General features: G+C 65.4%; 15 protein-coding genes and 4 pseudogenes. 6 read left to right on the top strand and 13 right to left on the bottom strand.

What is annotated here, in order from left to right; all coding sequences use genetic code 11:
• Positions 1–116: 116 nt before the first annotated feature.
• From PSR88_RS03695 to PSR88_RS03675, 5 genes and pseudogenes are all read right to left on the bottom strand, one after another.
• Positions 117–2537, bottom strand: a complete 2421-nt coding sequence (locus tag PSR88_RS03695; protein WP_342338059.1) for a hypothetical protein — start codon at positions 2535–2537, stop codon at positions 117–119.
• Positions 2534–2869 carry a helix-turn-helix transcriptional regulator gene (locus PSR88_RS03690; RefSeq protein ID WP_342338058.1) on the bottom strand — a complete coding sequence of 112 codons (336 nt, stop codon included), beginning with the start codon at positions 2867–2869 and terminating at the stop codon, positions 2534–2536. Before PSR88_RS03690 ends, PSR88_RS03695 begins: the two co-directional genes overlap by 4 nt.
• Positions 2866–3912 carry a tyrosine-type recombinase/integrase gene (locus PSR88_RS03685; protein WP_342338901.1) on the bottom strand — a complete coding sequence of 349 codons (1047 nt, stop codon included), beginning with the start codon at positions 3910–3912 and terminating at the stop codon, positions 2866–2868. The genes PSR88_RS03690 and PSR88_RS03685 overlap by 4 nt, the downstream gene beginning before the upstream one ends.
• Positions 3913–4107: 195 nt before the next feature.
• Positions 4108–5148, bottom strand: coding sequence for a site-specific integrase (locus PSR88_RS03680; RefSeq protein ID WP_342338057.1), 1041 nt, complete (start codon positions 5146–5148; stop codon positions 4108–4110).
• 143 nt (positions 5149–5291) lie between these two features.
• A pseudogene (locus PSR88_RS03675) lies at positions 5292–5947 on the bottom strand (transposase); the annotation flags it as partial.
• Positions 5948–6127: 180 nt separating this feature from the next.
• Between PSR88_RS03675 and PSR88_RS03670 the strand changes: the two are divergent.
• Positions 6128–6217: pseudogene (locus tag PSR88_RS03670) on the top strand (acyl-CoA dehydrogenase family protein); the annotation flags it as partial.
• Positions 6218–6480: 263 nt separating this feature from the next.
• On the opposite strand, the gene PSR88_RS03665 reads toward PSR88_RS03670, so the two are convergent.
• From PSR88_RS03665 to PSR88_RS03645, 5 genes are all read right to left on the bottom strand, one after another.
• Positions 6481–8490 (bottom strand): fatty acid desaturase, encoded by a 2010-nt coding sequence (locus tag PSR88_RS03665; protein WP_029539779.1) that lies wholly within the window; start codon positions 8488–8490, stop codon positions 6481–6483.
• Between the two features lie 125 nt (positions 8491–8615).
• On the bottom strand, positions 8616–9866 hold the full coding sequence (locus tag PSR88_RS03660) for a PucR family transcriptional regulator (RefSeq protein WP_016884888.1): 1251 nt from the start codon (positions 9864–9866) through the stop codon (positions 8616–8618).
• Between the two features lie 204 nt (positions 9867–10070).
• On the bottom strand, positions 10071–10328 hold the full coding sequence (locus PSR88_RS03655) for an aldolase/citrate lyase family protein (protein ID WP_148228369.1): 258 nt from the start codon (positions 10326–10328) through the stop codon (positions 10071–10073).
• Positions 10329–11305: 977 nt separating this feature from the next.
• Positions 11306–12721, bottom strand: coding sequence for an SLC13 family permease (locus PSR88_RS03650; RefSeq protein WP_016884886.1), 1416 nt, complete (start codon positions 12719–12721; stop codon positions 11306–11308).
• A gap of 313 nt (positions 12722–13034) precedes the next feature.
• Positions 13035–13508 (bottom strand): Lrp/AsnC family transcriptional regulator, encoded by a 474-nt coding sequence (locus tag PSR88_RS03645; RefSeq protein WP_011593973.1) that lies wholly within the window; start codon positions 13506–13508, stop codon positions 13035–13037.
• Positions 13509–13750: 242 nt separating this feature from the next.
• Here PSR88_RS03645 and leuC point away from each other — a divergent pair, with 242 nt between their 5' ends.
• From leuC to PSR88_RS03625, 4 genes are read left to right on the top strand one after another with little or no spacing between them, the layout of a single operon-like run.
• Positions 13751–15154 carry a 3-isopropylmalate dehydratase large subunit gene (gene leuC, locus PSR88_RS03640; RefSeq protein WP_029539778.1) on the top strand — a complete coding sequence of 468 codons (1404 nt, stop codon included), beginning with the start codon at positions 13751–13753 and terminating at the stop codon, positions 15152–15154.
• A 6-nt stretch (positions 15155–15160) separates the two neighbouring features.
• Entirely contained in the window at positions 15161–15778 is a 618-nt protein-coding gene (gene leuD, locus PSR88_RS03635; protein ID WP_016884884.1) for a 3-isopropylmalate dehydratase small subunit, read from the top strand.
• A complete protein-coding gene (locus tag PSR88_RS03630; RefSeq protein WP_016884883.1) occupies positions 15771–16547 on the top strand; it encodes an RraA family protein in 777 nt (258 codons plus the stop codon). Before leuD ends, PSR88_RS03630 begins: the two co-directional genes overlap by 8 nt.
• Before the next feature lie 35 nt (positions 16548–16582).
• Positions 16583–20092 (top strand): indolepyruvate ferredoxin oxidoreductase family protein, encoded by a 3510-nt coding sequence (locus PSR88_RS03625; protein ID WP_083853147.1) that lies wholly within the window; start codon positions 16583–16585, stop codon positions 20090–20092.
• A 341-nt stretch (positions 20093–20433) separates the two neighbouring features.
• On the opposite strand, the pseudogene PSR88_RS03620 reads toward PSR88_RS03625, so the two are convergent.
• Positions 20434–20595, bottom strand: a pseudogene (locus PSR88_RS03620) (TetR family transcriptional regulator); the annotation flags it as partial.
• Between the two features lie 193 nt (positions 20596–20788).
• Positions 20789–20944, bottom strand: coding sequence for a DUF6131 family protein (locus tag PSR88_RS03615; RefSeq protein ID WP_011593967.1), 156 nt, complete (start codon positions 20942–20944; stop codon positions 20789–20791).
• 227 nt (positions 20945–21171) lie between these two features.
• On the opposite strand from PSR88_RS03615, the gene PSR88_RS03610 reads away from it, so the two are divergent.
• The gene (locus PSR88_RS03610) at positions 21172–21447 is read left to right on the top strand and encodes a hypothetical protein (RefSeq protein WP_011593966.1); all 276 of its coding nucleotides are present in this window, start codon (positions 21172–21174) and stop codon (positions 21445–21447) included.
• 66 nt (positions 21448–21513) lie between these two features.
• Here PSR88_RS03610 and PSR88_RS03605 read toward each other — a convergent pair.
• Positions 21514–21806: pseudogene (locus PSR88_RS03605) on the bottom strand (hypothetical protein).
• Positions 21807–22189 lie beyond the last annotated feature (383 nt).

Below are 22189 nucleotides of genomic sequence, written 5' to 3'. Positions count from 1 at the left end.
CGGGCGGTGCTTGGCGGGATCTGCATGCTCACTCCTGTCCGGTCAACTCGGTCAGCGTCGCCGAGATCGCGCGTTGGTAGGCGTCTTCGATGAGCGTTTCCGACGAAATGGTGACGTCAGGTATCACAACTGTCCGAATGCCCCCTCCTGTCGGCTATGTTGGCGGCGTAGGTGGTCCAATCTCCAGCGGAAATCTGCTGCCAGCGGACGGCGGAGCTGACGCTGATGCCGAGGGTTCGGGCGAGGATGGCTGCGGGGATCTGGGTGGCGAGGCCGAACAGTGCGGTGCTGCGTGCCTGGTTAGGTCGGATGCCGAGCTGGTTCAGTCTCAGCTTCAGTCGTTGGGCGCTGATCGGACGGCCGGGCTGACCGCCGGGGAATAGCCAGCGCGACGGAGTGGTGGCGCCGATGGTGGCGTGGCCTTTGCGTGTGGCGAACACGGTCCGGGCCAGGTCATCGACCGGTTCGGGGAGCCGGATCGGTGTTCGGCCGAAGCTGATGTGGACGTTGTCGTTGGTGATCGAGATCTGATCGACGGTCAGTAGGGCGATCGTGGAAGGACCTTGGGCGTAAAGGAGAACGAGCAGGCCGGCGAGGCGGTCGACGGAGTCGATAGTGTTGTCGTGCAGCAGTGTTCGGGCCGTTGTCCAGCGGTTGTCGTCGTCGATTGGGTTGGCCGGGCCATTCCAGCGCCGGGCCGGCAGGTAGGCGGTGGTGAGTTTGCTGGCATAGGCCCATCGGAGGAAGGTTCCGGTCTCGTAGCGGTAGCCGCCGGCTGGATCGGTGATCCACTGATCGAGGTCGGTCCGGCCGCAGCTGGCCAGGGTGAGTCCGCGGGTGGCGAGCCAGGTGAGAAGCCCGGCGGCGGCGCGGGCGTGGCTGCGGATGCGCAGCATCTGCTGCCGGGTGGTGGGACGTCCGTTGTTTCGGGTGCGCAGCCGCCGCAGCAGATGCCAGACCAGGTAGCGGTGCAGCAGCTTCTTCCATTCCGGATTCTGCTGCGTGGCAAGGAACTCGGAGATTGTTCGTTCCAGCCGCACGAGTTCCTCGTCACGCTCAGGCAGGGCGCCGACGGCGACGAGGGTGTGCCGCAGATACTCGGTGGCGGGACGTCTGGGCAGGGTGTCGAACGCGGCGTGGGTCAGGGGCATGCGGCCCGCGGCGAGGTCGGACAGGACCGTGGTGACGGGTTGTTTGGTGAGCCAGCGTTGTGCGGTGATCGAGTGTTCGGCGGTGGCGATGTCGTGTCGCAGCGCCAGCAGACCGGGTGGCATATCGGCGGTGACCGGACCCATGACCTGGTAGAGGCGTTGATTGGTCAAGCATTTCCCGCAGCGGCCCGGTGTGGGGTGGTCGGGGTCGCTGCAGGTGGGGCAGTCCCGCCAGGCGGGTGGTGGTGCGCAGTTGTCACAGAGCGGCTCGGTGAGGGTGCCGGCGGCGATCGCGGTGTGGCGTCCGCAGCGACCGCAGTCCGCGGCTCGGCGTTGGCAGGTCGGGCACCATGGTCGGCCGGTGCGCCTGGAGATGCCGCAGGGTGTGGTGTCGCCGCAGATCGAGCAGGTCCTGATCGGGAGGGTATGACAGGTCTGGCAGAGCGGTCCGTCGGTGGTCCGCCGCCCGACCGGACGTCGGCGTCCGCAGCCGAGACAGATCTCCAGATTGGCCGGGTCGGTGCAGAAGCAGTTGGCGCAGATAGGGCGCCGGTGCTCGTCCCTGCTGACCGGCTCGCGGCGGGCGCCGCAGCGAGCGCATTCTTCGATGCGGGAGTGCGCGATGCAGGTGCGGCAGACCCGCTGACCGTCCAGGGGCTTGTCGATGCGGACCTGCCGGCCGCAGCCCGGGCAGGTCGGCAGCACGATTCCGCGGACGCCGCTCGCGTGCAGGTGCTCGACGAGCCGCGGGATCACTCGCAGCGGCGCACGATGCCCCTCGCCGGTCAGCAGGGCAGGGTCGGCTTCCAACGCCCAGGCCACCCGCCGCTGGTAGCCGCGCTGACGACAGCAGCGGTCGAGAACGCCAGCGATGGCATCACGCGGGACGGCCGGATCGAGTGCGGCGACGGCGGCGTGGATGACCGCGATCGGGTCACGATCGTCGGGGTCCGGGCACTGGGCGCAGCGTGGATGCCCGTCGCGGTCATGTGACCGAACCTGTTTGAGGTTCCCGCAACCGGCGCAGGCTGCGGTGTTCTGCTCGCAGACACTGCAGTACCAGTGCTGTCCACGACGCATGAGGGTACGCAGCTGTTTTCCGCAATCGGCGCAGCAGGGCGCCGCGATCGCGGTTGCCCCGGCCTTGCGCAACGCCAACAGCAGATCCCCGATCGCGCGGGGTGCCGGGGACCGCCCGTCGGCCAACACCGCGGGCCGCGCGACCAGCGCCGCGGCGATCCGCCGCGATTTCGCCCGGCCCCCGACGGTGGAGACGACCACCGTTCGGGCCCGGCCGGGGTCCAGGCCCGGGTCGGCTTCCGCGACCAAATCGCTGATCAGCCCGACCGGATCACTGATCACCCGCTTCGGATCCACAGTGCTCACCGGTGACCGGTCTCGCGGACCCGGGCTCGTTTCGGGCGCAGGTCCCCAACTCCGGCGTTGCCGCCAACGACCTTCCTGCGCTTGGTGGCGGCCGAGGCCGCCGCGACGGGTTCGATGAGGTCGTCCATCCCGCAGCCGAGGATGTCCAGAAGTGCCATCAGCACCTTCAGGCTCAATCGTTCCGGGCGTTCGACGACGAGCCGGTAGACCTGGCTCGACGACAGCACGATCTCTCGTGCCGCGAGCGGCTCGATCAAGTCGGTGGTGGCGAACATCCCGCGCTCGGCCATCACCGCGCGTAGATTCCAGCGGTAGTCCAATTTCGGTGTCACGTGCGGTCCTCGTGTGCGGGGTCGGTCGAACCAAACAACGGTGAAAGGGCTTTTTGTAGAGCGGTATTCATGAAATCGTCGCTGACGTGAGTGTAGATGGCCGTGGAACCGTCGCATTCGTGGCCGACTTGCGATTGGATGAACCGGCGGTCAACCCCATCCTCCGTGAGATGGGTCACGTACGAGTGACGAATAGAGTGGGGTACAAGCGCTTTCGGCAATTTCAAGGCGTCACGATAAGCGACGAAACGGGCGTTGATCTCCACCGGCTTGATCCGGCCACCACGTTCGGTCAACCACAACGCCGGATGGTCGTCGAACCCGAATCGCGGGCGCACGTTCTCCACGTAATCGGCCACCGCCTCCACCGCCCAGTCCATCACCGACAGCACATTGCGCCGCCGCGGGGGCTGCCCCTTCTTCGCCTTGCCGTATCGGACGTTGAGCATGCCGTAACGACCGAACCGCGGTGCGTGCGGATTGCGGCCGAAATCGACCACATCCAGCTTGGACGTCTCCGTCCGGCGCAGTCCCCACCCGTAGACGGCCTTGAACAGGGTCGCATCACGGTAGGCGGCCAGCGCACCCTTGCGCTTCGCCCGCACTGCCCGCTCCACCTGGTCGTCGGCATAATCGAAGAACCGCTGCAGCTCCTTCCGCGTGAACGGGCGCGCCTCCGGCCGGCCCTCGTAGCTGTTCAGGTGCGCGATGGTGTTCCACTCGTGCACGATCGCCACCGGATGCACCTGCGGCCCGAACTCCCGCTGACACGCCGCAATCCACCCGTAGCGGCCATCGCAGAGGTACTCGCTGAACAACCGCAGATCCGTCTGATAACCCCGGATGGTCGACGGCGCCAGCTGCAACTCACCGGTCATCGACAGCGACCACTCGTCCACATGCGCCGGACCCCATCGCCACGGATACTCGTTGGTGAACGAGATGAACCGGCGCACCAACCGTTCCCGCGGCGCGATCGTCCCCTCCTGGAGCCCTCGCGCCGTCTGCTGGGCCCGCCACCCACGCAGCATCGCCTCGAACATCGCATCCTCCGGATGCAGCTGCGCCACTCCAGAAACCAACTCCAGATGTGCCGCACCTGCCAGATCACCACGCCTCAACGCCGCCTCCTGACCACGATCCACCCGCGACCCTCCAGCGCATGAATCATGCATCTAACGGAGTCGCTGGGCAAGCGTCCCAGCTCAAGCGGCGTGTCCGGCCTACCCGCGAAACTGTTACCGTCGGGCGGTCAGCAGGTGACCTGCGGAAACGCACCCGTCTGATGCAATTCCCGAGGGTTGGCGCACGTACCGCATGGTCGACGCGACCGTCCAGTGTCCTAGAAGTTGTTGGATGGCAACCAGATCCACGCCGCGCTCGTAGTTGTGGGTGGCGCACGCGCGACGCATACCGTGCGGGCTGAACCACTCCGCTTCGGGCCGACCCTCCACGTCCATCAGGTGCCGCAACCGGTTACGGATCGTGGCCGCGGCTATCCGGCCGCCGGACTCGTCACACAGCAGCACCGAGCTGTCCGGGAACCGGCCACGGACGTCATCGAGATACCAACGCAACACCAGATCCAGCCCGTCCAACATCGGCACCCACCGTGGCCGGGGCCCGGATCCCTTGGCGCCCTTCCCGAAGCGCACATGAAGCTTGCCGAAGGTGCCTCGCCCGAAGTGCACGTCACCGCGGTCGAGCATCACGACCTCTTCGGCGCGCACTCCGGCGTGATACAGCGTGCGGAACAACGCGTAGTCCCGCGCGGCCGGGCCATACTTGCGCGCGGTCGCGATCCGCGCCTTGAGGAACTCGAAGAATGCCGCCACCCGCTCCGCCGTCGGCGGCGTGTTCGCGGTTGGCGAGTCGTCGCCGACGTGGCGGGCGGCATTGAACTCGTCCAGCGGACAGGCCAGCCGCACCCCGAACGCTGCCTCGATCTCCGCCGCTTTGCGAACCTCGAGGAACCGGTGAAAGCCCTTGAACACCTGCACATAGTTCCGCCGCGTCGACACCGATCGACCCGAGCTGGCCAGCTCGCCCACCACCCTATCGACGTCGGCGGCGGTCACCTCCCACACCGGCCGACCAAGCGCCGCCAGCATCCGCTCCAGCACACCGACGTCATTGGCGATCGTCGATTCCGCGAATCCACGCGCGGTCCACGACGCGACGAACGCCTCCACACATTCGGCCTGGAAACACTGCGGATCTCGCGTTGCCACGCCCGGTGCGACGTCGCCCGAGATCACCCGCAGTCGCTCGTCACCCACCGCACGCCTTCCTCGCACCTAGCGTTGGGCGGTAACACCTTAACTCGCGGGCTTATACCTCGAAGATTAACGACACGCCAATCAGTGGGAAAACCTCAGGTAACAGCACGAAACTACGGAAACGAACCTGTGCTCGTTCCATATCCCTCACCACCGTCACCGGCCCATAGCCCCAGGATGTCGCGTTCCCCGTTCACGGTGACGCCGATCGCGACATAGATCGGCCGGTTCGTGACCTGACCGTCCCGGACCTTGACATGGATGGCGTCGATGAAGATCACCGGGTCTAGGGGCCGGACGGACCATTCGGCCATCTCCGCGAGGACTTTGTCGGTGATCTTGCTGATCGTCTCCCTCGACACCGAGGCGCCGTAGACGTCATCGAAATGGGCGACGATCTCACCTGTGGTGAGGCTTTCGATGAGAGCGACAAGATGATCTCGTCGACACCGGTGAGCCGTCTCTGTCGTTTCTTGACGATCTGGGGATCGAACGAGGCATCGGTATCACGGGGTACTTGGATTTCGACCGGTCCGATCTCCGTCAGCACCGTTTTCGCTCGTCTGCCGTTGCGGGAGTTCCCTCCATTTCTTCCTTCGATCTGGTGTTTCTCGTAGCCGAGGTGCTCCTCCATCTCTGCTTCGAGAGCGGTTTCGAGCACGTTCGCTGTGAGTTGGTTGAGTAGTCCGTTCGGTCCGACCAGTTCCACGCCGTCAGCCTTGCCCTGCGCCAGCAGTTGCTGCGCCAACTTCTGGTGATCGATCTTCGTCTGATCCATAGGATCGAGTGTCTCGGTCATGATTCCGCCTTCCCGCCAAGCAAAGCTCGGCGTGGGCCAGACTCAGATCAACCGATTACCGGACAGTCCCGTCGTAGGCGTCGCTCAGCTCGATGTACTTCGCGAGGACTTGTGCCCGCTCGACACCGAAGGAGTAGCCGGCAACGAAAGTGGCCCCTATTCGAAGACCAGCTTCGCGTAAGGCGCGGGATGGATGCTCGAGTGACCAAGATCTGGGCAGGATCGGACGAGATCATGAAAGAGATCATCGGCCGCGATCTCTCATTGTGATGTCGCTGGTCGGGGATTGTCATCGTACGCTGGCGCACTGCGATGCGAGTGTCACAGTGCGGCCCGCCAGGGGAGCGGGCCGCACTCGATATGACGTTGCCGGGTCGATGACGCTATGTGTGAACCGGATTCACCGGCGGTCACCCCCGCCGCTGACCGAGGCAAACCGTCAGAAGTTTCCGGCCACGGTCCACCTGGTGCCCTGGCGACGGCGGCGCCGGTGGCCCGTGCGGCCTTCTCGCGGTGTTCGCGTATGTGTTTGCTCAGCTGTCGTAGTCGACTGCGACTGTGGGTGTGGTGGGGTGGGATTGACAGGTCAGTATGAAGCCGGCCTCGGTCTCGGCCGTGTGAAGTGCGAAATTTTGCTCCATCGATACTGCTCCTGTGGTGACTCGGGCTCTGCAGGTGCCGCACGCGCCGCCGAGGCAGGCATAGGGGGCGTCGATGTTGTTTTTCAGCGCGGATTCGAGGACGGTCTCACCGGGGGCGAGTTGCACGGTGTGGTTCGCGCCGGACAGCGTGATGGTCACTTCGGAGGCGGGGAAGTTCTCGACGTGCGTGGGTCGGTTCGTGCCGCGGAACAGTTCGAGGTGTATCCGCTCGGTCGGCACCTTTTCGGTTGCGAGGTCATCGCGGATGGTGGTGGCGAGTTCGCTCGGGCCGCACAGGTACCACCGATCGATCGACGTGAGGTCGGTGGCGAGGAGGCGGTGAACCATCGCCAGGTCGATACGGCCGCGAAGAGGTGCGGGGTGGTGCGCCTGGGCTGAGCGGATGTGGAAGATGCGTAGCCGGTCTGCGTACCGGGATTCGAGCTCGTCGAGTTCGGCGGCGAACATGGTCGACTCTGCGGTTCGGTTGCCGTAGAAGAGGGTGAAGCGGCTCTCGGTCTCGATCTCCATGGTGGTGCGCAGAATCGACAGGATGGGCGTGATGCCGCTCCCGGCGGCTACCGCGACATAGTGGTGCCGGGCGAGTGGATCGAGGGGTGCGCCGAAGCTACCCGTGGGGGTCATCAGTTCCAGGACGTCACCGGCTCGCAGCGTGTCGACCGCGAAGCTCGAGAACTTCCCGCCGGGGATGTGGCGTACTCCGATCGACAGTTCTCCCGAGGTGGCGGAGGTGCAGATCGAGTAGTTTCGTCGCACCTGCTGTCCGCCGATGCGGTGTCGCACGGTCAGGTGTTGGCCGGCCTGGAAGTGGAACTGGTCGCTGAGGTGATCGGGGACGTCGAAAGTGACTTTGACGCTGTCTGGGGTCAGCGGCTCGACGCTTTTGACAGGGATCGGGTGGGTGCTGGCATGGCTTGCCGCGGAGGCAGGCGGCATTCGGACTGGGAGCAGTGCAGCGAGTGTGCCGTTGAGGCGTTTCCACTCCTGGTACTGCGTGGCGTCGAGCTGTTGCCCAAAGACGGTGCTTATTGCCGAGTCGCGCTCGAGGTAGGCGGCCTCATTGCGTTGCCAGGCCGCGACGTAGCGGTAGAAGGGGATGGAGGGGTGTAAGTGGTGGACCAGGTGGTAGTTCTGCGACAAGAGCAGGGGAGTCAGGATCCATTCTGAGCCGACGCGGTTGCGGGTCGCGCGGTAGCGGTTCTCGCGTTGGGTGTCTTCGAGGTCGTGGTGGGGTAGCCAGTCGAACCACCAGGCGAGCACGAACATCGCGACCCGTTCGGGGATCAGGTAGATCAGCGCGAGCGTCCACAGATGTCCGGTGAAGGCGGCCGAGGCGATGACGGTCACCGAAAGGGTCATCAACGACGCCGTTTCGAGAATCTCGGCGCGTGGTCGGCGACGCAGGTTGCGTACCAGGAAACTGATGTATGGCAGGTCCATGGCCGGGAAGCGGATGGGCAGCTGCCACCAGGGTGAGGCGCTGACGAAGTGATCGGGATCGGACTTACCGTCGTTGGTGTTGCGATGGTGCTCGATATGGATGAACGCGAAAGATCTGAATGAAATCAGAGGCGAGACGAAGAACATTGCCACGCGACCGAAGGCGACGTTGACCCAGCGATGTGAGCTGATCGAGTAATGCGAGGCGTCGTGCAGCACGGTGAACAGGACGAAGATTGCTGCGGAGCTCGCGGCGATGGTGGCGATCGCAGGCAACGTGTCGGTGAGCGCGGCCCAGGTCGAGAGGCCGAAGAGCGCAAGCGCAGATGTGCCGATGCCGACTATCGGCCAGGACAGCGTGGGAACCTGCTCGCCCGGATCAGGCAAGGAGTGCTCCGAGGCCGCTGTTTGGGGTTGGGGTGCTCGAGTCGTAGTCGACATCGGACTCCTCCTTCGCGCTTCGGGATGAGATTCCTCACAACCTAGATCCGGCCGGTATCGGTCGACAAGGCCTTCCCAGCCCTCTCCGGTGTGCTGTCAGCACATTCTCCGTGCTCGGGCACGGGTCAGCGAGGCTCTGACCCGTGCAACACCGAGGCCCCCAGCACATTGCAGACGGTCAGCGCTGCGTGTAGTTCGGCGATGTTGATCGTTGCGGGCCGGCCCCTGCGCTCTTCGGCACGACGCACCCTTTGCAGGACCGTGTTCCGGTGGATTCCCAAGGTGCTCGCTGCGGTCGCCAGACTCCCCTGCGCGTCGAGAACAGCCAGGAGCGCGGCGCGCTCGCTGCGCTCTTTCGCGTCGTCCCGTGCGAGAGCACCGAGCTGAGCGGCGACGAAGGCCCGCGCCGCATCCAGGTCGCGCGAGATGGCGTCTACCAACGCAACATCGCTGAACTGGGTGATCGATGGCGCCGCGCGACCGGATAGTTCGATGATTCGGCGAGTGCGTAGAGCCTCGAGGTGGGAGGTGCGGAAACCGGCTGCCCCCGGATGGGGTGAGCCCACCGCGATGTGAACGTTTTCGCGTTCGCCGGGAAACTCAGTCGCCATGCCCGTGAGCGAAGTTCTCACGTCCCCCGTGATCGATGCCCATCCCCACACCGCGAGCGGGCCGTCCGCCACGACGAGTGAGTGACCGGCCCCAAGGAACCTTCCAACCTGCCGAGCGAATCCCTCGAGGTCGACGCCGCGGTCGTCGACCCAGCACACGAAACCGATCTGCCGACCGGTGAACCGGTGGCTGAGCACACGTTCGGCACGAGCGATGTCGACGCGTTCCCCAGCGAGCAGTGCCCGCACGAGATCGGCGCGTTCCGCTCTTGCCTGGTTCTGGCGTCGGTCGAGCTCAGCGACGTACTCGGCAGCTACCAGACTGGAAATGCGGTCGATGTATCGAAATCCGAAGCGCTCGAGATCGATAAACGTCCTCAACGCGACAGCGGGGTCCTCGATCCAGTCAGTGAGTGAGTCGGAAAGCTTCTCGGTGAAGTACTCATGACCCAACCGATAGAACCGCAGCATCACATCGACGCTGTGCCCGCGTGATGCCATTGCGCGCGCGTGTTCGAGCGCCGTTACCGGCGCCTCCGCAGCCGCTACGTCGATCCCATGACGAACCATCGAAAGTACCGCTTCGAGATTCGACGAGCACGATCCCAGGGTCAGGCCGCGAAGCTCGGCATCCCCGCCGACCTCCGGTATTCGCTCGGCTATATACCTCAGCATGTCGTCAGCCAGGCTGGACACATTCGCCAGCAAATACGCAGCAATACCCCTTCCGGCCTCCGCACCGTGAGCCGGCTCCAGCGCCTCCATATCTGCACACTAACCTCGACCGAACTGCTACGGCCGACCCTTCACGACCGACGCAGCAATGGAGTTGTTGTTCCGTGGCTGCGCATTGCGAGGTCATGACCACCCATCAGAATCCGATCGACCAACAATCGCCGGCCATCTATGCTGGTCACGAAGTCTCCGGGATCAGTTTCGTCTTGGTAGCCAAACCATCTACCGGAGACCTCACCCATTCCCAGTCAACGGGCCACATCCGCACCGGCATGACCCAGATACGTAGGACAAGAGCGACACCCGCCGCACCGGCGGTACGCGTGCTGGGTCCTTCTTCGCGGCGATGACACCGTCCTCCAGGTCAAGGACTACAACGTCAGCCTGACTGCTGGTTGCGTCGGGGAAAGCTTCAGGTTTTGCCGCAGACACCAGGAGCCACGATCGAGCGTGCTCGTAGGGAATCGTGCTTGAAGGCTCAGACCGAAGCATGGACTCTATCGGTCCTCTCGGTGTGGATGAGATTGTGGCCGCGGCGCGGTTTTCCATGGCGGCTCGACCAGAGCCGGGAGGGGCCACAGCCACGTCGAAGGCTGGCGCCGTAGGTCGAACCTTCCTGTCCGGCATGCAGCATCGCAGGAGTTGGAGTTCGATTCGCGCGGCGGTCCAGGCAATGTCCGCCGTGCGGAATGGCGACGGGCCGCCTCCGACCCGATGCAGCGTGATTGGACAGATGCTCAGAGCTCTGGGTACGGCCAAGCGACCTGCACGCCACCGTCGAGAACGATCGTCTGCCCGCCCCCTGGGAGGGGCCGTTTCGTCTGTGATGGTGCTGTGACCTGGCGTGATGACATGTCCCCGGTTTGTGATGTGGGAGTGCCGGCGAGGTGTCGGGGAGGAGTACCGGTGCCGGGTGCCGCGACGCGGGCCATTGAACCCGGCGGCTTCGACCCTGGATTACCCCGTATATGTGGTCGGAAACGACGGTGGAGGGTTCGTCGTCGGCGTGGATCGTCCCCATGCCGGGCTGGGTCTGCCCATCATCGACCGCTACGGACACAGAGGGTTCATGCTTATGCTCGCCGAACACGCCGAGTAGGAACACCGCCGAGTAGAAGGTTCGACACCCGCTACCTGGATCCGCGCGGGCATTCTGGGCTAAGCGGACAGGCGAGTGTGGTGGACTTGAGATGGTCGTATCCGGGCCCCGAGCTGGAAGGTCGCCCCATGCGCGTCGGCGAACTCGAAGACGATGATCGAGGCGCGGCGGATCCCGGCCGAGCGGCCCGAATGGATCGCCGGGCATCGAACAGGGCGGAGGCGGCGCTCGGAAACCATTCGACGGAATGGTGCACCGCCGCGGGATGCTGTGCGGCGGCGGACTCTCTTCGGTGCGCTCCGCACGATGAAGCGCCGGCCACTGGAAGTGACCGGCGCTTGGGTATCGCAGAGGGATTGGGGTCCTGCGGCTAAACAGATGTGGGGAGGACGACGAGGAGCCAGGCGAGGATGGGGGCGACGAGGACGACGTACCCGGTGTATTTGAAGAGGGAGCGCTGGAACTTGTCGCGGTCGGGGACCTGGGCGTTGGCGAGGACCATGACGCCGTTGCTGGACAGGGGGCTGACGTCGACGATGACTGCGGAGAAGGAGACGGCGGCGACGAATCCGATGAGGCCGACCTCGCCCATCATCAGTAGCGGTGCCGCGAGGGGGAGGACGATGCCGAGGGTTCCGATGGACGAACCGACCGCGGAGACGGCGGCGACGGCGTAGCAGAGGATCAGGGCCGTCAGGAGTGGGGAGCCGAGGGAGGCTGCCGCGTCACCGAGGAACTCGAGAGTGCCGTTGGCCTTGAGCACGCTCATGTAGGTGAGCATTCCGCAGACGAGGAGTACCGCGGACCAGGTGACGTTGTTGACGGCGGGCTTGTGCTTGTTGGGTGCGAGGACGAGGAGGATGGCCGCGATGACCATAGAGCACACGCCGACGTCGATCTGGAAAACGGCGGATCCGATGAGCAGGGCGACCATGCCGAGGAGAGTGAGGACACGCAGCGGGGTGAATCCGGTGGATTCGATTTCCTCGAGCCGGTCCGGTTCGCGTCCGGGCTGCGGCGATTCGGTGGTCAGCACCATGGGGCCGGCACCGTGTCTGGCGGAGGTGCCGTGCTGGCCGGTGTTTGCTCCGGTGGTGACGAGGTCGCCGCCGCGTGGTTGCGGTGTGGGACTTCCTGCGATGGTGGGGTTGTCGGCGGCGAGGTCGTCGACATCGATGGTTTGGTCGTCCGTGCGGAGCAGGTCACGGCCGCGGACGAGGAAGAGGCCGAGTGCGAGTACGAAGCTGAGGCCGAGGGGGATGACATACAGGGCGAGGGGGTTGGTGGGCAGGCCGGCGGACTGGAGCCAACCGTTGGTAAATGCGCCGTAGACGGTGATCGGGGAGAAGGCGGCACCGAGCACGCCGTGGCTGATCATCATCCCCATCAGCAGGGGGTCGATCTTGTAGCGCTTGGCGATCGGCATGGCGATGGGGGCGAGCATCCCGACTGCCAGTACCGAGCCCATCGTCATCAGGCCGGCGCCGAGGAAGAACATCAGCCAGACGATGGCCCAGCGTTTGCCTCGGACGAGTTTGAGTGCCCCGGCGACGATCAGGTCGACGGTGCCGTTGACCCGGGCGATTCCGAACAGCAGGGTGATCCCGACGATGATGGTGAAGATGCTGCCGGGGAAGAACCCGAAGATGTCGTCCATGGATAGTCCGGACAGCCAGCCGCCGATCACGAAGGCGGCGGCGAACGCCAAGACCCCCATGTTGATGGGTGTCATGGTGCCGATCGCGAACAGGGCGATCAACGCCGCGATCGAGATGAAGTAGAGCATCGGAGGTAACCCTTTCGGTGGATGCCCGGGGATCCGAGCCGCCTGCCGGTGTGAACCGGTGGCAGTGAGCCGATGGCGGCGACGCCTGATCCGCCGGGGACCGCAGGTGGCGTTGCCGTGCCCCGCTATTGAAGGGTGATGGCGGTCACAGAATCAACTGGCCCGCCGAGAAAGCATCCAGTTGCTCAACGTGAACCAGTCGCGGTCAGGGCCGTTGAGCCAATAGCTCAGTATCCCGGCCCTCGCGTGGCGGATGGTTCAACTGAATCGCGAGCAGCGAGCCAGAAGCTCGGCTATCCCGGGATCCGGCAAATCAATTTTCTGCCCGCAGTTTCTCCACGATCGGAATGGTTCGGGGCCAGATGCGCCGGCTCAGGACGATCTCGGAGCGGGTGCGCAGGACGCCTTCGGTCTTCATGACCGACTGGAGGACGTCCTCGAAGTGGGAGTTGTCTCGGGCGACGAAGCGGCACAGTAGATCTCCTTCACCGGAGACGGTGTTGGCCTCGATGAGTTCGGGGATCGCGGTCAGCCGCTCCAGGGTTTCGTTGACCTGGCTCTGGGCGATGTGGACGTGCACGAACGCCATGACGGCGTAACCCAGCGGGGCGAGATTGATTTGGGGGCGCCAGGTGACGATCACGCCCGCTTTTTCGAGTTTGGTGATCCGAGCCTGGGCGGTGTTGCGGGCGATGTTGAGTCTGCGAGAGTACTCGCGCACGCCTGCGCGGGGTTCTTCGACGATGAGTCGGAGGATGTCGAGGTCGAGTTTGTCGAAGCCGTCCACTGGTACTCCTGTCGTGAGGGCGGGAAAGTAGTCCAAATGCGCATCCGGTTGTTCCGAGGCCATCCATAGTTGAGCACTTGGCATCATTTTTTGTACGTGTGTTTATCTCACGGTACAGGTCTGCATATGTTGTGGGTCATATCGAGCACGGCGGTCCGGTCGACGGACGGCCGCTCTGCACACTCCGCCTCACCACTGTGGGTCGATGGTGGAACGTGGCTAGGAAGGAACGGGTGCTGATCATGGGCTACACACTGGCGGACAAGATCTGGAGGAGCCATGTGGTGCGCTCCGCCGAGGGTGAACCGGACTTGGTCTACATCGACATGCACCTGCTGCACGAGGTGAACACCCCCGCCGCCTTCGCCGGTCTGCGCGCCGCCGGCCGCACCGTCCGCCGCCCCGACTTGACCCTGGGCACCGAGGATCACAACACACCGACCGACGACGTGCTGCGGATGATCACCGACCCGGGCGCGGCCGAGCAGCTCGACCACATTCGGCGTAACTGTCGGGATTTCGGTATCGAGCTGTATTCGCTCGGGGATTCCGCGCGGGGGATCGTGCACGTCATCGGTCCCGAGCTCGGACTGACCCAGCCCGGGATGACGCTGGTCTGCTGTGACTCGCACACCAGCACCCACGGCGCTTTCGGCGTCCTGGCCTTCGGCATAGGCACCAGCCAGGTCGAGCACGTCCTCGCCACCCAGACACTGCCGATGGCGCCGATGCAGAACATGCGCGTGGTCGTCGACGGTCAGCTGCCGCCCGGAGCAACGGCGAAGGACCTCATCCTCGCGGTGATCGAGCAGATCGGTACCAGCGGCGGGCAGGGCCACGTCATCGAGTACCAGGGTGAGGCCATTCGTGCGTTGTCCATGGAAGGCCGGATGACGGTGTGCAACATGTCCATCGAAGCCGGCGCCCGGGCCGGTCTCATCGCCCCCGACGACGTCACCATCGAGTATCTGCGCGGCCGCCCGCACGCGCCGTCCGGGGCCGCGTTCGAGGAGGAGGCCGCGTACTGGCGGACCTTCCATTCCGACGACGACGCCGTCTTCGACAAGGAAGTGCACCTCGACGCCGCCACCATCACCCCTCGGGTGTCCTGGGGAATCAACCCTGCCCAGTCCCTGCCCCTCCACGCCAACGTCCCCGACCCGGGCACCTTCGTCGACGCGGTGGATCGCGCCGCCGCCGAACGCGCCCTGGCCTACATGCAGCTGACTCCGGGAACGCCGCTGCGCGACATCGCGGTCGATGCGGTGTTCATCGGGTCGTGCACCAACGGCCGGATCGAGGACCTGCGGGAGGTGGCCGCCGTGTGGGAGGGCCGGCGCATTGCACCCGGGGTCGACGTTCTCGTCGTTCCCGGGTCGGAGGCCGTCCGCGCGCAGGCCGTGGAGGAAGGCCTCGCCGAGATCTTCGCCGCGGCCGGTGCCCCGCTGCGGTACTCCGGGTGCTCGATGTGCGTGGCGCTCAACGACGACCGACTACGCCCAGGCCAGCGGGCGGCGTCGACCAACAACCGCAACTTCGAGGGCCGGCAGGGGCGGGGTGTGATGACGCACCTGGTCTCACCCGCAGTGGCCGCCACGACCGCGATCACCGGACGTCTCACGGCGCCCGCAGACCTGGAGGACTGACCATCCATGAAGAGTTTTACCGAACACACCGGAATCGCTGCGCCGCTGCGGGTTTCCGATGTCGACACCGACCAGATCATCCCGGCGCGGTTCTGCACCGGGGTGACCAAGGAGGGCTATGGGGATGCCTTGCTTCACGATTGGCGTCTCGACCCGGAGTTCGTGCTCAATCGACCCAGCTTCCGGAACGCGTCGATCCTGGTGGCCGGGGAGAACTTCGGTGTCGGATCGTCCCGGGAAATGGCGGTCTGGGCGCTGCGGAACTTCGGCTTCAAGGCCGTCCTCGCCCCGCGGTTCGGAGACATCTTCCGCGGCAACTCCCTGAAGAACGGGCTGCTGACGGTCACGCTCGAGCAGTCGGTGATCGACGAACTCTGGGACACGATCGACAGCAGCCCCGAGGCCCCCATCACCGTTGACCTGGTCCGACGGGAGGTCCGTGCGAGCGGTGCCACCTACCCGTTCGACCTGGACGACAACGCCCGCTGGCGGCTGCTGAACGGCTACGACGACATCAGCCTGACCCTGCGCGATGTCGAAGACATCGACACCTACGAGGCGGCCCGCCGGCGCACCCTGCCGACGTCGCGCCGGGTCGCGATGGAAGGAGCACGCCGTGGCTGACACCGACCTCACCGACAGCCGAGCGCGCATGACCGGCACCGTTCCGCCGTCGAAGATCCTCACCACCGAGATCCCGCGCTACGTCGAAGACTATTCGACCCGGTTGCTGTCGATACCGGACGTCGCGTCCGCCGTCGCCGACGCCCTCGACGAACTCGGCATCGGCGCAGCGATCACCGCGACAGACCTGCCACCGGTGGCGGCCGACGCGCGGATGTGCGGCCCCGCGGTGACCTTGCGATATGTCCCTCTCGGAGGGGACGTGACCGGCAACCGCGAAACCGGGCGCGGCACCACCTTCGGTGACCGCGACCTCTACGGCTTGGGCCGCCCCGGCGACGTCGCTGTCATGGACTGTTCGGGATCGCGGTCCGGCGCGGTGATGGGTGCCCTGTCCGCCCGCTGGGCCGTGAAAGCGGAGATCGCCGGATGCGTCGTCGACGGCGCGATCCGTGACACGGCCTCCATCCTCGCCAGTGGTCTGCCGGTATGGAGTGCCACCCGGAATCCCGCCGCCGCCCGCTACCGCTACGAGACCGTGCAGATGAACGGCCAGGTCTCCCTGTTCGGGCATTTGGTCAACCCCGGCGACTACATCGTCGCCGACATCGACGGTGTCTGCGTGATCCCGTTCTTCGACGTCCCACGCGTCGTCGAGCACTGCGAGAACGCTCACCGCACCGAAGTCGCCTTCATCGACCGCATCGACGCGGCGGCGACTCTGGAAGAACTCGTCGCCGGGCTGACTCCGGGCACTGCCCCCGCCTGACCGCCGACGTCGACATCACACGAAGGAACACAGCCTTGTCCTCCACCATGCAGACCCGCCCGTCCACGTTCTCCCTCGACGACCGCTACGTCCTCGAAGAAGGCTCGGTCTACCTGACCGGCATCCAGGCATTGGTACGCGTGCTACGGGACAGGGCCATCCTCGACCGGCGGCGCGGCCACCGCACCTCGTCCTTCGTCTCCGGCTACGAAGGATCACCACTGGCCGGGTACGACCTCGAAATCGCCCGCAAACGCAAGCTTCTCGACGAGTTCGACCTCGTGCACCGTCCCGGTGTCAACGAAGAACTGGCCGCAACCGCCGTGCTCGGCACTCAGATGGCGCCGCAGATCGGACATCTGCGTTCGGACGGGGTCACCGGGTATTGGTACGGCAAGTCCCCCGGACTCGACCGCGCCTCCGATGCCATCCGGCACGCGAACCTCGTCGGAACCGATCCGCACGGCGGCGCCGTCGCCCTCGTCGGCGACGACCCGGGCGGGAAGTCCTCGAGCCTGGCGTGCGCGTCCGAGGTCGCCATGGCGGATCTGCTCATCCCCACCCTCTACCCGGCCGATTCCCAGGAGGTGCTCGACTACGGGCTGCATGCACCGTTCCTGTCCCGGTTCACCGGCCTGTGGTCGGGACTGAAAATCGTCACCGCCGTCGCCGACGGCGCGAGCTCCGCCGTCGTGCATCCCGACCGGATCGACCCGAGCTTCGGTGATATCGGACCGAGCACATACGCCCCGAACGCCAACCTCGTCGGCCCCAACCTGCTCACCCTCGAACGCAGCCAGATGATGGACCGACTGCCCCGCGCGCTCGACTACGTTCGCATCAACAAACTGAACGACATCGCGCAATCCGGGCCCGACGACCGGATCGGCATCGTCACCTCCGGGAAGACGTATCTCGATCTGCGCGAGGCACTCTCACTGTTCGGTCTCGGACCTGCAGACCTGCGCCGGTACGGGATCCGCATCCTCAAGCTCGGCATGATCTACCCCGTCGACCCCGAGATCGTGCACCGGTTCGCTGCGGGGCTCGGCGAGATCATCGTCCTCGAGGAGAAGCGGGCGTTCCTCGAGACCGCGGTCCGCGACATCCTCTACCGGCGCGCCAACGCCCCGGTGGTCATCGGTAAGACCGACCCGAACGGCAAATCCCTGGTCAACATCTTCGGAGAGCTCGACGCCGACCTGATCGCCAACGCCCTCAGCCGCCGACTGGGCGACGAATACGGCATCGAACCGGTCCAGCAGTGGAAGCAGCGACCCCGGACCTCGAAGATCGCACTGCCGCTGATCAGCCGCACCCCCTACTTCTGCTCGGGATGCCCGCACAACTCCTCGACCAAAGTGGCACCCGACACGCTGATCGGCGGCGGAATCGGCTGCCACGCCATGGTGATGATGATGGACGACAAGCAGGTCGGCGACGTGATCGGGCTGACCCAGATGGGCGGCGAAGGCGCCCAATGGATCGGCATGGCCCCGTTCCTCGAGGAGAACCACCTCGTCCAGAACATCGGCGACGGCACGTTCATGCACTCGGGCAGCCTGGCGCTGCGCGCCGCCGTCGCCTCCGGAGAGAACGTCACCTACAAGCTGCTCTACAACGCCACCGTCGCGATGACCGGCGGACAGGACCCGGTCGGCGCCATGCCGCTGGACCGGATCACCCGGCTGCTGCTCGCCGAAGGCGTGAAGAAGGTAGTGGTCACCACCGAAGACCGCAAGCGCATCAGCGCACTGAAACTCCCCAAGGGTGTCGAGATCCGGGACCGGGACGACCTCGTCGACGTCCAGACGGAACTGGCGGCCATCCCCGGGGTCACCGTCCTGGTGCACGACCAGGAATGTGCCGCCGAGAAGCGCCGCAAACGCAAGCGCGGCACACTGCCCACCCCGACCACCCGGGTGATGATCAACGAACGCATCTGCGAAGGCTGCGGCGACTGCGGGGAGAAGTCCAACTGCCTGTCGGTGCACCCCACCGACACCGAATTCGGCCGCAAGACCACGATCCACCAATCCTCCTGCAACCTCGACTACTCCTGCTTGAAAGGGGACTGCCCGTCCTTCGTGACCATCACCCCCGGCCCGAGGGAACAGCGCACCCCCGTCCCGGCCATTGCCGCCGACCTGATTCCTGACCCGGACGTGCCGGCGATCGACGACCAGTTCGGGATGCGGATCATGGGCGTCGGCGGCACCGGTGTCATCACCGTCGCGCAGATCCTGGCCACCGCCGCCGTGATCGACGGCAAGTTCGTCCGCAGCCTCGACCAGACCGGCCTGGCCCAAAAGGGCGGGGCCGTGGTGTCGGACCTGAAGATCAGCGCCGAACCACGCGAGGGCGCCTCGAAGATCGGCCAGGGACGCTGCGGCCTCTACCTCGGCTGCGACTCCCTCGTCGCCACCGACCCCAACAACTTGAAGGTGGCCAACAGCTCCGACACTGTCGCCGTCGTCTCCACCACCGAAATCCCCACCGGTCAGATGATCGTCGACACCGCAGTGCACTTCCCGGAACTGAGCACCATTCGCAGCGCCATCGACGGTGCCACCTCCCGCGCGATCTACCTCGACCCGGCCCTGCTCTCGCGTGAGCTGTTCGACGACGAGCAGTACACGAACATGCTCCTGATCGGAGCCGCCTTCCAGACCGGTGTCCTCCCCATCACCGCGGCCGCGATCGAGCAGGCAATCACCCTCAACGGTGTCTCGATCGAGGCGAATCTGCAGGCATTCCGCCGCGGCCGCCAGGCCATCGCGGACCCCGACGCCCTCACCGCCGCCATCGACGGCAACCGGCGGGCAGTGTTCGAACCGGCAGCTCCGTCCCCCCAGACCCTCGCCCTCGCCGGCACGGTCCGGGCCGCAACCGATTCCGAACTCGCCCGCATCGTCGAGCTACGCACCGCCGAACTCATCGACTACCAGGACACCGACTACGCCCGCGACTACGCCGAGTTCGTGGAATCGGTACGCCGGCAGGAGGCTACGCTGGCCGGACACTCCGCCGTGCTGGCCGAGGCAGTCGCGAAGAACCTGTTCAAACTCATGGCCTACAAGGACGAGTACGAAGTCGCACGTCTCGCCCTCGATCCTGCCTTCGACACCGCGATCAAGGACACCTTCGGCAAGAGCGCGAAACACTCAGTGCGCCTGCATCCCCCGATGCTGCGCGCGATGGGGATGAAGAACAAACTCTCACTCGGATCCTGGATCAACCCCGGATTCCGGACCCTGCACCGGATGCGCAAGATCCGCGGCACCAAGCTCGATGTGTTCGGCTACCACCACATCCGGAAGATGGAACGCGAGCTGATCACCGAATACCGCGACACCATCGAGCAACTCCTGCACCTGCTCAACCCGCACAGCCTCACCGCGGCGGTGGAGATCGCCGAACTGCCCGACCTCATCCGCGGATACGAACAGATCAAGGTCGCCAACGTGGCGACATACCACCAGGAACTGCACAAGCTCCTCCAGGCGTACCCGCTGACCGCCCGAGCCGAAAAGCAGGCCGTGTAGAAGCCGGCACGCAAACCGGCGGACACCGCTCACAGCGAGGCCCACACTCATGCATGCGACGGTGCCACCGCGCAGCACCGCACACGGAACCATCACAAAGGAACATCCATGAAGAAGTACGTCCCGTCCTGGCACGACGAGGAGGTCAAAGCACTGTCCGACCTCGCCACCGGATTCTTCGAACGAGAAGTCCTCGCCCACAACGAAACGTCGTTGACGGCCGGATCGACCAACAGGGACGAGATGCCGATCAGCGCCTCGAACGCGGGTATCCGGGAGGTGAGAAACGGGCGGCACGCGAGCTGGAACCGGGCACTGCCCGCCTCGATGACCGCGCGGGCAAGGTCTTCCTTGGAGCTGTAATGGTCGTACAACGCCCCCTTGCTGACCTGAGCGCGTGTGGTGATGGTGTTGAGCCGGGCATCGGCGTAGCCGACGCGGGCGAACACCGCCGCCGCTGCGCGTAGCAGCGCCGCACCGGTGATTTCCGCCCGCTTCTGCATTACGTGCCTTCGAGGGAGCGAGTGCCGTTGTTCATGTCAGGAACCGCCGCAGCGATCCAACTCCTCCACTACCCACGTTCTGGTCGGGTATCGCTGGCGTGCTCCCGAACCGGGGGAGCACCCGGGTTCCCACCGCCGCCGACCAGCTTGCATGCGGAGAGAGAAGTGCGCAGGGTGCCGGGGTGTCCGGCCTTTAGAACCAGTGACGGCGGCCGCCGACGGCGCGGCCGGTGCCCCCGAGCAGCGCGAGGATGACCCCGATGACCAACAGGATGATGCCAATGGTCCACAGGATCGAGATATGCGCCACGAATCCGATCACGAGCAGAATCAGTCCGAGAATGATCACGCTGAACCTCGTTTCGCCGCGAGTGGGCCATCGACCCGGCGGCCTCGACCCTGGATTACCCCATATACGTGGTCGGAAACGACGGTGGAGGGTTCGCCGTCGTAGATCGTCCGGTCCCGTACCCCTAGGCCGCGTCCCTGGTCTGCCCGCCATCCATCGCACTGACGGACACTGAGGGGTCATGCTTATGTTCGGCGAACACCGCCGAGGGAGAAGGTCCGACACGCATGCCCGAGAAAAACCGCAAGCAACCGGAGCCCCGAACCTTGACCGTGGGTACCCGGGTGTTGGTCCAGAGACAATTCGGACACGCCGAGGCCGGCGCGATCGTCGAGGACTACTCCGACCTGACGGACACCGCCGAACGCGGGCACGACTGGGCGCCCGTGCATCGGTGGGCGGTTGCCCTGGACGACGGGCGTCTGGTCTTCGCCGATACCGCTGACCTCACCATCGAGCCCGGAACCCGGGGATCCGGTCCGGGGGCCAGGACAACTGGCTGAGCGGCCGCATGCGGCCGACTGAGGTTCCAGATGCCTACGGCGACAGGTCCGGCTGAGCCGAGCTGGTCACTTCACGGTCACGCTCCCGGTGAAGAAGAACGGGGCCTGGTTGCCGAAGCAGAAGACGGTCACGTTGGATCCCTTCGCGAAGCCGCCCAGCCTGCCGACACCTGGGGCGAAGGCCCCGGTCTTGAAATTGAACCCCGAGTCGAAGCCGAAGCAGGTCCAGTTTTCCTTGTCCGGCACGGTGACAGTTACTTCCCCCGAACTTGCTGCCGCGACGTTCAGTGCGGCACTGCCGTTGCGGTACCCGTCCCGAGCGCGATCGCGGGAGCGATGACGGCCGATGCGATTGCCATGCGCGCCGCGCTCTTCTTCTTCACCTTGCTCACCTCATCCTGAGAGTCCCCGACTCCTGTAGCGAACGGGGGGTGAACATGCGGCGCGTCACGTCGTCCGGGACCACCGTCGAAGTTCAGGAACCCATTCTGTGAACACCTCAGAATTCCCCTGAAAGTGCAGGTCAAACCCTTGTGTCAGAGGTGACTCCGCTGATGCCCCATGGTGCCGACTCCGTAGTGCTGGGGCTGTCGGCCCCTGAAAGGGCGCTCATCGCTCTCTCGGCATCGGCCGCCGGCGGGCCTTCAGCGCGCGATGACCGTGTGGTCCGATTTTGGTGCTGCGACCCGTCGGGGGGCGTGGATGCGCTGCGCCCGGGCGTTCTCGTGGGCCGCGATTGCGT

Origin of the sequence: Rhodococcus sp. DK176 (assembly GCF_038447315.2) — a bacterium.
GTDB classification, from domain to species: Bacteria; Actinomycetota; Actinomycetes; order Mycobacteriales; family Mycobacteriaceae; genus Rhodococcus_F; species Rhodococcus_F jostii_A.
This window is presented reverse-complemented; position numbering and strand designations above follow the sequence as displayed.